Origin of the sequence: Salarchaeum japonicum, from assembly GCF_049705945.1 — an archaeon.
Lineage (GTDB): Archaea > Halobacteriota > Halobacteria > Halobacteriales > Halobacteriaceae > Salarchaeum > Salarchaeum japonicum_A.
Genome location: NZ_JBNAMV010000004.1, coordinates 941,413 through 954,978, shown reverse-complemented (window position 1 = coordinate 954,978; position 13,566 = coordinate 941,413). Strand labels below are relative to the sequence as shown.

15 protein-coding genes are annotated in these 13,566 nt (G+C 68.8%); 2 read left to right on the top strand and 13 right to left on the bottom strand.

Going from position 1 to position 13,566, the window contains the following annotated elements:
• Positions 1–24: 24 nt before the first annotated feature.
• The 5 genes from ACOZ4O_RS06820 to ACOZ4O_RS06800 all read right to left on the bottom strand — a co-directional run bounded on the left by ACOZ4O_RS06820 (position 25) and on the right by ACOZ4O_RS06800 (position 4,263).
• Positions 25–1,626: an MDR family MFS transporter gene (locus tag ACOZ4O_RS06820; protein ID WP_424524559.1), complete on the bottom strand. Its 1,602-nt coding sequence runs from the start codon at positions 1,624–1,626 to the stop codon at positions 25–27.
• 107 nt (positions 1,627–1,733) lie between these two features.
• Positions 1,734–2,402: an NADPH-dependent F420 reductase gene (gene npdG, locus ACOZ4O_RS06815; protein ID WP_424524558.1), complete on the bottom strand. Its 669-nt coding sequence runs from the start codon at positions 2,400–2,402 to the stop codon at positions 1,734–1,736.
• Positions 2,403–2,442: 40 nt separating this feature from the next.
• The gene (locus ACOZ4O_RS06810; protein ID WP_424524557.1) at positions 2,443–2,889 is read right to left on the bottom strand and encodes an OsmC family protein; all 447 of its coding nucleotides are present in this window, start codon (positions 2,887–2,889) and stop codon (positions 2,443–2,445) included.
• An 86-nt stretch (positions 2,890–2,975) separates the two neighbouring features.
• Entirely contained in the window at positions 2,976–3,845 is an 870-nt protein-coding gene (locus tag ACOZ4O_RS06805; protein WP_424524556.1) for a TIGR01548 family HAD-type hydrolase, read from the bottom strand.
• Positions 3,846–3,873: 28 nt separating this feature from the next.
• Entirely contained in the window at positions 3,874–4,263 is a 390-nt protein-coding gene (locus ACOZ4O_RS06800; protein ID WP_424524555.1) for a UPF0146 family protein, read from the bottom strand.
• Positions 4,264–4,302: 39 nt separating this feature from the next.
• Here ACOZ4O_RS06800 and ACOZ4O_RS06795 point away from each other — a divergent pair, with 39 nt between their 5' ends.
• Positions 4,303–4,824 carry an archaemetzincin family Zn-dependent metalloprotease gene (locus ACOZ4O_RS06795; protein ID WP_424524554.1) on the top strand — a complete coding sequence of 174 codons (522 nt, stop codon included), beginning with the start codon at positions 4,303–4,305 and terminating at the stop codon, positions 4,822–4,824.
• Between the two features lie 123 nt (positions 4,825–4,947).
• Here ACOZ4O_RS06795 and hflX read toward each other — a convergent pair whose 3' ends face one another.
• From hflX to ACOZ4O_RS06775, 4 genes are all read right to left on the bottom strand, one after another.
• A complete protein-coding gene (hflX, locus tag ACOZ4O_RS06790; protein ID WP_424524553.1) occupies positions 4,948–6,267 on the bottom strand; it encodes a GTPase HflX in 1,320 nt (439 codons plus the stop codon).
• Between the two features lie 142 nt (positions 6,268–6,409).
• Complete coding sequence (locus ACOZ4O_RS06785; protein ID WP_424524552.1) at positions 6,410–7,453, bottom strand: Vms1/Ankzf1 family peptidyl-tRNA hydrolase; 1,044 nt, start codon at positions 7,451–7,453, stop codon at positions 6,410–6,412.
• 47 nt (positions 7,454–7,500) lie between these two features.
• Positions 7,501–9,330, bottom strand: coding sequence for a ribosome biogenesis/translation initiation ATPase RLI (locus ACOZ4O_RS06780; protein ID WP_424524551.1), 1,830 nt, complete (start codon positions 9,328–9,330; stop codon positions 7,501–7,503).
• A 1-nt stretch (position 9,331) separates the two neighbouring features.
• Positions 9,332–9,634 carry a hypothetical protein gene (locus ACOZ4O_RS06775; RefSeq protein WP_424524550.1) on the bottom strand — a complete coding sequence of 101 codons (303 nt, stop codon included), beginning with the start codon at positions 9,632–9,634 and terminating at the stop codon, positions 9,332–9,334.
• Between the two features lie 114 nt (positions 9,635–9,748).
• Between ACOZ4O_RS06775 and ACOZ4O_RS06770 the strand changes: the two genes are divergently transcribed.
• Positions 9,749–10,033, top strand: a complete 285-nt coding sequence (locus tag ACOZ4O_RS06770) for an ArsR family transcriptional regulator (RefSeq protein ID WP_424524549.1) — start codon at positions 9,749–9,751, stop codon at positions 10,031–10,033.
• Here ACOZ4O_RS06770 and ACOZ4O_RS06765 read toward each other — a convergent pair.
• Genes ACOZ4O_RS06765 through ACOZ4O_RS06750 form a run of 4 tightly spaced genes read right to left on the bottom strand, consistent with a single transcriptional unit; the run spans position 9,976 to position 13,558 of the window.
• A complete protein-coding gene (locus ACOZ4O_RS06765; protein WP_424524548.1) occupies positions 9,976–10,635 on the bottom strand; it encodes a SipW-dependent-type signal peptide-containing protein in 660 nt (219 codons plus the stop codon). The genes ACOZ4O_RS06770 and ACOZ4O_RS06765 overlap by 58 nt on opposite strands.
• Complete coding sequence (locus tag ACOZ4O_RS06760; RefSeq protein ID WP_424524547.1) at positions 10,635–11,675, bottom strand: signal peptidase I; 1,041 nt, start codon at positions 11,673–11,675, stop codon at positions 10,635–10,637. The genes ACOZ4O_RS06765 and ACOZ4O_RS06760 overlap by 1 nt, the downstream gene beginning before the upstream one ends.
• A gap of 3 nt (positions 11,676–11,678) precedes the next feature.
• Complete coding sequence (locus ACOZ4O_RS06755) at positions 11,679–12,776, bottom strand: hypothetical protein (protein ID WP_424524546.1); 1,098 nt, start codon at positions 12,774–12,776, stop codon at positions 11,679–11,681.
• A complete protein-coding gene (locus ACOZ4O_RS06750) occupies positions 12,773–13,558 on the bottom strand; it encodes a hypothetical protein (RefSeq protein WP_424524545.1) in 786 nt (261 codons plus the stop codon). Before ACOZ4O_RS06750 ends, ACOZ4O_RS06755 begins: the two co-directional genes overlap by 4 nt.
• Between the last annotated feature and the right edge of the window lie 8 nt (positions 13,559–13,566).

Below are 13,566 nucleotides of genomic sequence, written 5' to 3'. Positions count from 1 at the left end.
GCTACCGGACGCGTAGTCGTGCGCTCACTCGCTGGAGTGACCGCCGTCCGCCATCGGTTCGGCGTCCATGTCGACGTGCGCTTCCTCGCCGAGGTCGATGTTCGGGAGGACGAGCGCGACGACGAACGCGAGTCCGACGATGACCGCGCCGGTGAGGAACAGCACGTCGATGCTGCTCGCGAGCAACCCCTTCACGATAGGGATGTCGGCGGCCGTCATCGCGTCGAAGACCTCGGGGCTGAGGTTCGACCCGGTGTCGGAGAGCGCGGCTATCGTGGCTTGATGGAGTTCGCCGCTGGCGGCCGCGCTCGCGACGCGGTCGCTCATCTGGTTCGTGAGCACTGCGCCGAAGACCGAGACGCCGATGGCGCTCCCGAGACTACGGCTGAACGTCACTGACGTGGTGGCGACACCGAGGTTCTTCCGGGTGACGACGTTCTGCACCGCCACGGTGAGCGTCGGCATCACGAACCCGAGGCCGAGTCCGGTGACGAACATGAACGTACTCGACCAGAACTGGGTGGTTCCCGTCCCCATCGTGGAGAGGAGGTAGTAGCCGACGGTGGCTATCGCGCCGCCCGCGACCGTGAACGGCTTGTAGTAGCCGAGTCGCGTCATGAGCTGGCCGGTGAGCGCGCTCGTTATCATCAGGCCGCCGACGAGCGGGAGGAGGAGGAGTCCGGAGTTCGTCGCGGACTGCCCGAGGACGGTCTGGAGGAAGACGGGGAGGTAGGTGGTGCCGCCGAGCATCCCGACGCCGACGCAGAAGCTGAGGATGTCGACGCCCGCGACGGTTCGTTTCCGGAGCAAGTGGATGGGGAAGACCGGTTCGTCGACGCGGAGTTCCTGGTAGACGAACAGGACGGTTGCGACGGCCGCGACGGCGGCGAGCCCGAGTATCTGCGTGGAGTACCAGTCGTAGGTCGTGCCGCCCCAGGACGTCACGAGCATCAGGGAGCCGACCGCGACGGTGAGGAGAACCGCGCCGAGGTAGTCGATAGTGTGCGTTTCCGAGGGGACGGGGAGGTCGAGGTAGCGGTGGATGACGGCGAGGGCGGCGACCCCGATGGGGATGTTGATGTAGAAGATGTACCGCCACGTGAAGTTGTCCGTGAGCCAGCCACCAAGGAGGGGGCCGGCGACCGTGGACGCGCCGAAGATGAGCATCATGTAACTCATGTACTGGCCGCGTTCGCGGGGGCTGAAGATGTCGCCGAGAATCGTCGTCGCCATCGCGATGAGGCCGCCCGCGCCGATTCCCTGGAGCGCGCGGAAGGCGGTGAGTTGGACCATTCCGCTGACGTACTGGTCGAGGACGGGGATGTCGCCGGCGAGGCCGCTGAGCATACTTCCGAGGAGGAAGACGACGATAGAGAACTCGTAGACGATGCTGCGGCCGTACAGGTCGGAAATCTTCCCGTAGAGCGGTGTCGTCACGGCCGTGGTGATGAGGTAGGCGGTGACGATCCAGGAGAGGCTGCCGTTCCCGCTGAGCTCGCCGACGATGGTCGGGAGTGCGGTGGAGACGATTGATTGGTCGATGCTGCCGAGGAGCATGCCGAGCATGAGGCCGATGAGGATGACGAGGCGTTCTCGCCCGAGACCGCCGTTCTCGGTGCTACTCACGCTGACCACCCCGTGAAGTATCGTTCAACACGATGCTGACTAATCAGTCAGTCAGCGTTAAGCCTGTCGGAACAGGAACGCGAACGACCGAGAGGAATCGAGGGCGACTAGTCGAATTTCACGCCGACGTCGTGCATTCGCTTGTTGTTCATCGCGATGTTGATAACGAGCGGCGTCACTGTCTCTACTTCCGCCGCGACCCCGAGCGGGCCGGCGTCGAGCACGCGCAACCCCTCGATGTCGCCGCCGAGCTCCGCGATAAGTCCCTTCGCGTCCTCGTCGTCGCCCACGACGAGCGTGTCGAGGTCGAGTTCCACGTCGAGGTTCGCGAGGCGGTCCGCCGCGAGGTTGTGGAACGCGCCCACGACCGGCACGTCGTCCGGCGCGGCCTCCGCCGCGAGCGCCGTGACGCTCCCCGCGCCCGGTCGATTGTAGTGGAATCCGTCCTCGTCGCGCTGCATCCCGACCGCTGGCGACACCAGAATCGTGTCCTCGTCGAGCGAGTCCGCGACCGACTCGACGGTGTCGCTGAGGTGGTACGCGGGCACCGCCGCCACGACCACGTCCGCGCGGTCCGCCGCCATCCCGTTCTCGAATCCGGTCACCTTCCGCTCGATACCGCGGCTATCCAGTTCAGTCTCGTACTCGTTGGCTTTCTCCCGGGCGCGAGCGGGGTCTCGCGACCCGATGACGATGTCGTGGTCGGTGTCGTATCCCCATCGGAGCGCGAGGCCTTCGCCGATGTCGCCCGTGCCGCCGAGTAACGCGATTCGCATACCGATACGTCACCCGGGCCGCGAATAAGAATGTCGGGCTCTACGCGAATCCGAGCGTGGTCGGCGTCTCGCTCGTGAGGTTGTCGGCGACGGGGCAGCGCTCCTCGACGGCGGCGAGCCACGCGTCCAGTTCCGACTCGGTCGCGTCCGACTCCACGTCCAGTTCGACCTCGATGTGCTGGAAGCCCGCGCGAACGTCGTCAGCGCGACCCTGGAGCTTCCGCGGGTCGAGGCCGCCGGCGAGGTCGATTTCGAGCGACTCGATGGTGATGTCGTGGTCGTCCGCGACCGCGTGCCCGGTGACGTTCAGACAGCCCGCCCACGCGCCGAGCAGATACTCGACGGGCGTCGGTCCCTCGTCCTGCCCGCCGTTCGCCGTCGGTTCGTCCACGACGAACTCGTGACCGCGGGTCGACACGGTCGTCTGCGCCGCGTCGTTCGATTCCGCGCTCACCGAGAACTCCGGCAACTGGGTTTCGGAACTCATCACCACACACCACACCCGTGAACGGCAAAGGAACGCGGTCCTCGTCCGGATTTACCGATGAAACGAGGTGGGCGCGAGATTCGCCACTATCCCTCGAGGAAGTCCGGGAGGTCGTTCACGGAGTCCAGCACGGCGGTCGCGCCCGCGTCCTCGTACTTCCGCCGTCCCTCAGCGCCGGTCAATCCGCCGGTGAGGACGCCGACGCCGTGGTAGTCGCGCTCGGGGTCGGCGTTCGCGGCGTTCACCGCGGTCTCGATGTCGTCCAAGGTGTCCCCCACGAACACCACGCTATCGGCGTCACAGCGCTCCGCGAGCGCCACCAACGCCCGCGGATGCGGCTTCCCCTCCTCCCAGTCGTCCATCGTGAACCGCCGCTCGACGGGAACCTCGAGGCCCACCCGTTCGAGGGCGATTTCGGCCTCCGCCTCCGGCCGCCCCGTCAGCACGCACACCGCGTACTCGCTCGTCAGGCGCGCTATCGTCTCCGATTCGACGATGACCGGTTCGTCGTGGATGAACCCCCGAGTCTCCCGCGTCGGCTCCCCTCCCTCGATTTCCCGGTACAGTTCGCTCCCGAGGTAGAGTTCCTGAAAGGTCTCCCGCAGCCGCTCGGGCTCCCAGTCGTCGCGCACGCGTTCCTCGGCGTCCGCGGGGAGCGCCGCCTCGACCACTGCCTCCGCCGCCGACAGCCCGCCGCCGCGCTTCCCGATCTCATCCGTGAAACCGTCAAGGCTCATCGAGAGGCCCTCGCGTTTCGCGAGCACGAACAGCGCCGCCGCGTCCGTCAGCGTCCAGTCGTTGTTGAACCCGCCCGCGTCCTTGAACGACTGAATCCCGTCTTTTGGAATCGTCTCCCCGTACACCGACTCGATGGACTCCACGATGGCCCGCCGGTAGGAATCCGCCACGTCCACCAGCACGCCGTCGACGTCTAGGACGACCGCGTCCACGTTCATACACCCTACTCGCCCCGCCCGCGAAAAATCAGTTCCGGGAACCGACGAACAACGTCTCCCGCCCGACCGTCCGGCGCTCCACCGGAACCACCGCCGGGTCACCGCCGAGCGTCGTGAACTGACACGCCGCCCCCACTCGCTCCGCCACGTCCGCGACCGGCCGCTGGAGCTCCGGCGGAAGGTTCCGCGCGAACACAACGTCCGCGTCCTCGTACACTGCGATGTCGGGGTCGGTCACGTCGTCGACGACGAACGACACGCCTGCCGGGGTCTCCCGATCCACCACATCCGTCGCAACCACCGACACGCCGCGCGCCGCCAGCCCCGCCGCCACGTCGGGCCGGTTCCCCACGCCGACCTCCACCACGCGCTCCGCGCCCGCCAACGCGTCCACGAGACTGCCCGCGAAATCGCTCACGTCGGGATGTTTATGCCACAGCACGGCATAGGCGTTCCCATGCGCGTCGACATCGTCCCCATCGGGGACGTCCCCGCGAGCGTCAAGCGAGAGGCGTCAGCGGGCCTCCGCTCCATCTACGACTGCGATGTCACTCTCGTCACGGAACAGCCCGTTCCCGACGGCGCATACGACAGCGCACGCGGCCAATACCGCGCCAGCGAATTCATCGACATCGCCACCCGCGCCGGCACCGGCGAGAAAGCCATCGCCATCACGCCGAACGACCTCTACTACCGCCGCCGTAACTACGTCTTCGGCCTCGCCTACCTCGACGGCCGCGGCTGCGTCGTCTCCACCTACCGCCTCCAGACCTCCAGCGACGGCGGGTTCTCCGAACGCTCCTCCACGCAGGTGTTCGCCGACCGCGTCCGCAAGGAAGTCGTCCACGAAGTCGGCCACACCCTCGGCCTCGAACACTGCGACAACAACCGCTGCGCGATGAGCTTCTCACCCACCGTTCAGGAAGTCGACCGGAAGGAACAGACCCTCTGCGGCAGCTGTCAACGCTCCGTCTTCTAGCGAACTTTCCTTTCCCAGATAAGCTCTCTCACGAGCGAACGTTTAGGTACGATGCCGCGACCAGCGGGTGGCGTGCTCTGAGACGAGCCGTGGCGGAGAGCGCGAAACCCGGCGGCGCGCCCGCTACGAGTCCCGACGCGCCGCCGTGTCAGCCCCAACGTCGTCCGCGCGACCGCGAGCGAGCGCCACGACCTCGCGCCGTCCCGATATCTCTACCTCGACGGTCTCGCCGTGCGCGACATCCACCGTGTTCGCGTGGTCGTAGAGCCACGAGACGAACGACATGGTCGCATCCGACTGCGGGAGCGAGAACCGCGCCGTCTCGCGCTCCGGGAGCGACGCCGCCAGGCGGTCCGCGAGCGCGTCCAGTCCGCTCCCGTCGAGCGCGCTCACGCACACCGGGTCGCCGACGAGGTCCCCGACGACCCGTCGTTTCTCGTCGAGCCGACTCGCCGCGTCGACCTTGTTCAGGACGGGAACGACGCCGCCGTCCGCGTCCCTGTGGTCGGCGAGCACATCCCGGCTCGTCGTGACCTTCTCGCGGAGACGGTCGACGGAGTCGGTGGCGTCCGCCACCAACAGCACCGCGTCCGCGCGGTACGCCGACGCGAGCGTCGACTCGAAGGAGTCCACGAGCCAGTGCGGGAGCCCGGAGACGAACCCGACGGTGTCCGTCACCAGCAGTCGACGGTCGCCGAGCGTCGCGCGCCGCGTCGTCGTGTTCAGCGTCGTGAACAGCCCGTCCCGCGACTCTGCGACGCCCGCGAGGTCCGCGTGCCGGCGGTCGTTCTCCTCGACCGCGTGGTCGTCCGCCAGCCGCCGCAGGAGCGTGGACTTCCCGGCGTTCGTGTACCCGGCGAGCGCGACGAGGTCGAACCCCGCCGCATGCCGGTCCGCCCGCCGGTTCGCGTCCGCGCTCTCGATGTCCGCGAGCGCGTCCTCGACCTGCTTGATTTCGCGCTTGTACGCCGCGCGAACCTGCGACGCCGGGGACTCGCCCGCGCTCTTGAACCCCTGGCGACCCACGTCCTCGCCGCGTTTCGCGCGCTCCTCGGCCCGCGGGAGTTCGTACTCCAGTTCGGCTAATCGAACCTCTAATTGGGCGCGCCGGGTCGCCGCGCGCTCCCCGAAGATGTCGATAACGAGGCGTTTCCGGTCGCGAACGGCGGTGTTGTCTGGGAGGCGGTCCGCGAGCGCGAACGCCCGGTTCGCGTCGAGGTCGTTGTCGACCACGACCGCGCCCGCGTCGCACTCTTGTACCTCACGTCGCAACTCCGCAATCGCGCCCGTGCCGAACTCGTGGCCGGGATGCGGGTCGCGCTGCTGGACGACCTCGCCCACGACGGTGTAGCCCGCCGACTGGGCGAGCGCCCTGATTTCTCCGGTGTCCGCTGGAGACTCGTCTACGCGTTTCGCTACTATCGCTGTGTCTTCTCGTGACATTGGATTCTGGGTGTCGGTTGCTCGACGAACGAACACGTCGTGAGCCGGCCGACCCAGTCGCTACCGGGCGGCGGCCCCGGTTACTGAGAAAGGGTCTCCATGTCGACTCGACACACTCAGGCGAGCGACAAGAATCTTGGGCCTACTCGACGGGGAAGCGGAGGAGCGCGGCGACGCCGCCGAACGCGTCCGCGAACCGCTCGCCACCCTCGATGGTCGTGGGGACGACGACGAACTCCCCGCCCTCGTCTTCAGCGCGTTCGACGTACGTCTCGCGCGCTGCGGCGTCGACGGTCTCCGACACGAGCAGGCGGTCGACCGCGCCGTACGTGAGCGCGTCGTCCACCGATTCCGTGCCGTACACAACCTCGTCGTCGGGGAGGCGGTCGAAGAACGCGTCCAGCGCGTCACGGGCGTCCGCGTGGGCGTCCGTCACGTCGCCCCTGGATTTCGCTGCGAGCTGTTCGAGACCGCGCTCTCCGGCGTGTTCGACCGCGTACGTGTCCGTGACGCGGTCGGCGAGCCACGTCGGGAGGTAGTCGCCGTCCCGGAAGTCCTCCACGGTGACGTGCGTCCCGCCGAGGGCGACTGCGTCCGGGTCGTCGAACGCGCGGTCGGCGGCGTCCGCGACGCTCTCGAAGAACTCGCGCTTGCGTTCCTCGCGCCGCCGCCGGAACCGGTCTGCGGACTGCCCGCCGGCCCGGGTCTTCCCCGGAACCTCGCTGTCGAGCGTCTCCAGCACCGCGACGCCGTCGTCCCTTCGGCCGACGGCCGCGCCGCCGCGTTCCACGACAATCAGTCCGACCGTCGGCGCGTCCTCGGTGCGGTCGTCGAGCGGGTCCGTGACGAACGCGTTCCCGTGCTCGAAAACAGTCTGGGACACGCGACCCGGCGGGTCCGCGAACACGAACTCTCGGAGGTCGCCGTCGAGTACGCCCGTGTAGACGAGCACGCCGTCGTCGCCCACCTCGGCCTCGTGGAGAACGTGGACCGCGCGGTCCAACGCCTCCCGGAGCGGTTCGCTCGCCCCGCCGTCGAGGTACTCCGCCTCCGCGCGCGCTTCCTCGACGCGTTCGAGGACGGCTTCGCGGCTGTCGGGCGGCACCGCCACCGACACCAGCCGGTCGCCGTCCGCGTCCGCCGCCCGCACCGCCTCGATGCGCTCCCCGCGGTCCCACTCCGCCATACGTCGACTATCGGGGGATTCCGGAAAAGCGGCGGGGCCGAACCCGCTTACTGCGTGTAGTAGTACTCGCCGTCGCGCTTCTGCTGCTTGTCGAGCTGACTCCCTGGCTTGTTGATGCGGGGACGGCCGAGGTTCTCGTCGCGGCGGAAGGTGATGTCGAGGTTCGCGAGGAACTCGTTCATGCCGGCCCGCATCTCCTGGGCGGGGCTGGCGCGGCCGTGGTGGGCGGGTTCGCCGTCGAACACCATCAGGCGGTCGGAGACGAGGTCTATCATGTAGATGTCGTGGTCGATGACCATGACGGTGGACTCGTGGTTTTCCGCGTACCGCCGGATTGCTCTCGTCGCGAGCACGCGCTGCTCCACGTCGAGGTGCGCGCTCGGCTCGTCGAGCAGGTAGAGGTCGGCGTCCCGGCTGAGCGTCGCGGCGATGGCGACCCGCTGGCGCTCCCCGCCGGAGAGGTCGGCGAGGTTCTGCTCCATGATGCGTTCGAGCTGGAGCGGCTGCGCGATTTCCGTGTTCCAGTAGCTCGTCCCGAACTCGTCCGTAATCGAGGAGAGGAAGGCGTCCACCCGCATGTGCTGGTCGACCTCGACGTACTGGGGTTTGTACGCGATGTCGAGGTCGAGGTCGAGGTTAGTGTTCTCGCCCGAAACCGTGGTCGGGTCGGTGCGGCCGGCGAGCAGTTTCGCGAACGTGGACTTCCCGATTCCGTTCGGGCCGACCACGCCGAGCACTTCGTTCGTCCGGATTTCGCCGCCCTCGACATCGAGGCTGAACTCGCCGTCACCGTAGGATTTCGTCATCGCGGGGTAGTCCACGAGCGTGTCGGCCTCTGTCACCGGACGCGGCGCGTGCTCCTGGAACTCGATGGCTTCCGGACGAATCCGCATGTTCTCGTTGTCGAGGTAGCCGCGGAGGTACTCGTTGATGCCGTTACGCACCGACTTCGGGTCGGTGACGACGCCGTACACGGACGGTTCTCCGTACGCGACGTGGAGGCTGTCCGCGAGTAGGTCGAGGACCGCGAGGTCGTGTTCGACGACGAGCACGGCCTTGTCCTCTTCCTCGGCGAGCTCGCGCACGAGTCGCGCGGCGGCGACGCGCTGGCCGATGTCGAGGTATGGCGTGAGCTCGTCGACGAAGTAGAAGTCCGCGTCCCGCGCGAGCGTCGCCGCGAGCGCGACCCGCTGGAGCTCGCCGCCGGAGAGCGAGTCTATCTTCTGGTCGAGCACGGGCGTGATGGAGAGGCGTTCCGCGAGGTCGTCGAGCACGCCGCGCTCGTCGGCGCGTTCGAGGAGTTCGCGCGTGTTCCCGTCGAACGTCTCCGGAATCTGGTCGACGTACTGGGGTTTGCGCGCGACGTTGATGTCGCCGTCCCGCACGCCCCGTAGGTAGTCCTGGAGTTCGGTGCCCCGGTAGTGCTCGATGACTTCGTCCCAGCCGGGTTCGTCGTCCACGCGTCCGAGGTTCGGCGTGATTTCGCCCGCGAGCACCTTCACCGCCGTACTCTTCCCGATGCCGTTCGGGCCGAGCAGCCCCGTCACCTTCCCCTTCTCGGGGATGGGGAGGCCGTAGAGCGCGAACGCGTTGTCGCCGTAGCGGTGGGTCGCGCGGTTCTCCAACTCCTGGGGGAGATTGATGATTTCGATGGCGTCGAACGGACACTTCTCGACGCAGATGCCGCAGGTCTCGCCGAGACAGATCTCCTCCGAAATCTGGACCTGGTCGGGCGCGCCGGTCTCGGCGTCGTCGCCGCGGAGCGTGATGCACTCCTTGCCAGTCCGGTTCGGCGGACAGTAGTTCGAACACTCGTAGTTACAGCGGTCGGGGGAGCACCTATCGAGGTCCACGACCGCGATGCTGTCCTCGGCCATCCTACAGGCTCACCGATTCAGTGAGAAGGATGCCCCACGTGATGAACCAGAGCGCGAACGTCATGAACCCGGTGTAGAGGTGGTCTTTCGCGCCGAACTCGCTGACGTTCACGCCGACCACGCGGAGCACCCCGAGGTTGACGAGCATCGCGACGATGGCGAGCCCGAGACCGGTGGTGTCCGTCGCACCGGTCGCGAGCACGCTCGACAGAACGCCCGCCGCCACGCCGGCGAGGCAGGCGACCGTGGTCACGGTCACGCCGCGGCGGTGAGCGTCCATTCGGGACGCTGTCTCGGTCGACATACCCGGAACTGCGCGCGGGACGCTCAAAAGCGGTTCGCTTGCCGTACGCTCGCCCCGCGCGCTCTGCCACACCACCCCACGAGAAGAGTTCCCGCAGATTTATGGTTATCCGGGATGTTTCGATTCGTAACGATGGATGCAGCCGAGGACGTCCTCGAAGACCTCCCGCCGAGCGCGAAACTCGTCTACAAGGTTCTCGAGTACGACGGTCCGAAAACACAGAAGGGAATCGTCGAGGAGTCGATGCTCTCCGCGCGCACCGTCCGGTACGCGCTCGAACGCCTCGAAAACCGCGACGTCGTCGACGAGGACATCTACTTCGCCGACGCCCGGCAGAGCCTCTACTCCCTCACCACGACCCCGGACGACGCCGAGACGGAAGCCGAAACCGCCACGTAACCCACTCGCTCCCGCGCCGTTTCGTCCGCCGCCCCATCGTCGGGCGGCGTTTCGTCCGCCGACGTACCGACCGCCGTTTCGTTCACCGACACACTGCTTTCGTTTACCGTGGTCTCGTTCACCACGGCCGAGTCGGCATCCGCGGTTCCACCGGCCGTTTCGTTCGCGGGCGGCGCGGTCGCCGTTCCGTTCGTCACTGTTTCGTTCCCGCTCCCCGCTGACTCGTTCCCGACGGTTTCGTGGTCAGCCGACGGCGCGCCGGTGCCGTTCGCGGTGGCGGTGCCGTCGGTTCGCGTGTCGTTTCCGGGCGCGGTCGTCTCGTTCGAAACGGTGTCGTTCGCCGGGTTGAGCGGCGTGTCGGTGCCGTTCGCGGGTGGCGTGTCGTTTCCGGGGGTGGTCGTGTCGTTCTCGCTGCTCGCGGCGTCGGACGTGACGGCGGCGGTTCGGACGGCCCAGCCGTGCCCCCCGTCAGTGGTGTGGGAGGTGTCGATGCTGATGGTGCCCGACACCTGTTCCGTGTCCGTGAACAGGCCGTACGTGACGCCGCCGCTGACGACGGCGAGCGCGAGCACGACCGGGAGGGCGAACCGGAGGGCGCGCATCACTCGTTCCTCCCCGCGTCCTCGTCGTGGACGTAGACCGCCGCGTCGTCCACGACGACGTACCGGCGGGTGTCGGGGTCGTACACGACGGCGCGGTCGAGGTCGGCCGCGAGCGACGCCAGGTCGCCCGCCGCGTGCACGGCGACGACCGGAACGCCGTAGTGCTCCGGGACGGAGCCGGCGACCGCGCCGAGGCCGCCATCCGCGTGTGTCGCGGGGTCGCCGGTACTGCGCCCGTCGTACTTCACGGACGCGACGAACGCGATGCCGACGACGCCGGCGACGAGCGCCGCGACCGCCCACGCCGTCCGCACGAGGTACAGGACGACGAGCGCGTACGCCGTCGCCGCGCCGAGCACGCCGAGCACCGCGTTCAGCGTTCCGTCGGTCACCGCGAACCCGGTCGCCGTCTCGCGCTCGGGAACCGGCGTCGGCCCCGACACGACGACCACGTCGTCCGCCGCGTCGAACGCGCCCGATCCGCCCCCGTTCTCGCCACTGCGGTCGTTTCCGCCGTCGTTCTCGCGCCGCCGAAGGTACGCGTAGGCTTCGGTGAGCGCGAGCAGGCCGAACGGCGCGACGACGAGCGCGAGGAACCCCACCTGGGTGTTCGCCGCGTTCACCACGTACCCGATGTACGGGATGACGAGCGTCACCCGGCCGACAACGTCGCTCGCCGCGACGGCCGCGCCGTCGGGGTCTTCGTTCGCGTCACCCATCGTGCGGAACGCCATCGAGCCGCCGCCGTCGTCGAGGATTTCGATGATGCGGTGCGTCGTCGGCACCGGGGAGGCGTCCCGCTGGAACGTCACCACGTCGTTCACGACGATGGCGGCTGGGTCGACGTCCGAGACGATGACCACGTCACCCGGGCTGATTGCGGGTTCCATGCTCCCGCTGAGCACGACGTAGCTGTGACTCCCGCCGGCGACTTGGGGAACGGCGAACACCGCGAACGGAACGACGAGCGCGCAGAGCAGGAGCGTTCCCGCGACCGCGAGCGCCCGCTTCCGTCCTATCGAGCGAATAGTGTCTCTCATGAGTTACCAACAGCGCGGCGGAACGCCGCACGTGTAGACCGTGACGTGGCTGATTCCGGGGCGTTTCTCGCCCCCGTTCGTCGGCGCGTCGAACGCCCCGGACGGGGCGGCGGTCGGCGGGCACACCTCGTGCGTCCGCGTCCCGCCCGTCCGGCCGCCGTGGCCGTCCCATCCTGACGCCGAGTTCGTCCGCTTGTCGCGGCCGCCGTGCCCGCCTTTCACGTCGACGCGGCAGACCGGCGGGCCGAGCACGGGCGCGTCCCCGGTTCCGGCTTCGACGAGTCGGAACGCGCGAACCGCCACCGTCTCGCCGTCGTCCGTTCGTTCGACGGCGTCGACGAGCATCGCGTACCCGGAGTCGCCGACGCGGTACTCGGTTCCCACGGCGAGGTCGCCGTCGATGTCGTCGACCTTCCCGAGGCCGCGACAGCCGACGCAGCGGGCGGCGACGGACTGACAGTCCGCCGCGTTCCACGGCGACAGGTCGGGCGACGCGTGGCGTGCCTGCAGCGCGCCGAACTCGAACGCGAACGCGACCGGGTCGCCGAGCGCGTCCGACTCGACCGTGCAGGCTGTGTCGACGCCGTCCTCGATGTCCGCGACGCCCCACTCGACAGTGAGGCAGACGCGGTCGCCGGGCGCGACCGGTGCGTCCGCGCCGGTCGGGTTGAGCCGAACCGCGTCGGCGAGTACGCCGAACACGCGGCGTGCGGTTCCGGCCAGCACGGTGCCGTCCGCGGTCTCGACCACGGCTCCGTTCGCGTACCGGACGCGGAGGAACACGGCATCGAAGACGGGGTCGTTCGTCGGGCAGGTCGCGCGCAGCCACAGCCACGCGGGGTTTCCGTCTACCGCCCCGCACAGGGTCGCGTCGCCGCACGCGCCCGGGTCGAGGTCGGTGAGGTCGAGCGCGACGCGCTCCTCACGAACCACGCAGCCGTCGCCGCCCTCGACGCGAACGTCGAGCGCGCCGGCGCGCAGACCGGCCGTAAACGATTCCGACTCGCGGAGTAGCGCCGCCGTCCCGGATCCGGCGAACGCGCCCGTGAGGCCGACGCCGCCGACCGCCGCGAGCACGTCGCGGCGGCGCAGTCCGGTCATTCCTCCCCCCACGGGTTCGCGACGCCCGCCGCGCAGTCCGCGCCGACGAACTCCACGTCGAACGTCACGCTGTCCCCCATCGCGGCGTTCCCGACGGCGGTCGCGAGCGACCAGTCGAACGTCACGCACCGCGGCTCACCGGCCGGGAGCGCGCCCGGACAGCCGGTCGCGCCGTCGAAGTCGAGTCGGACGCCGGACGCGAGCGCGTCCGAAACGCCGTGCAGCGTGCCGCCCGCGACGTACGCGTACTCGTCGCTCAATCCGCCAGCGCACGAGTCGAGGGCGACGGACACGTCCGTCACGTCCGCGAGCGTCGCGTCCGCGGCGTCCTCGTCCGGCTCCGGGTCGGCCGCGTTCGTCGTCGCGCGAACGCGAAGCCACACGTCGAGCGGAACGTCCTCCGCGAGCAACCCGAACATGGCGGAACCGTAGTCGCCGGGGAGCGCGTTCGTCACACCGACCACGGGCGACGCCGGGTCGTCCACGTACCCGGTCTCTGCTTCGAGCGCGCTCGCGCGCGTCGTCCCGTTCGACGCCGACCGCACGCGGCCGTTGTACTCCTCGTACCACGCCACCCGGAACGCGCCGCCGTCCGACTGCGCGTACGTGTAGTGCTGATAGGGCGGCGTGCGGTCGCGAGCGAGCACGGCACGGCCCGCGAGAGCGGTCGCGCCGCCCGCGCCGAGCATGCCGAGCAGATGTCGTCGAGTGAAGTGTGGAGTCATCGTCGGGTGGCGGCCCGCGGCCGCTGCGTGGTTCTCCCTCAGGCCGTCCCGAGGCATGGGTATAG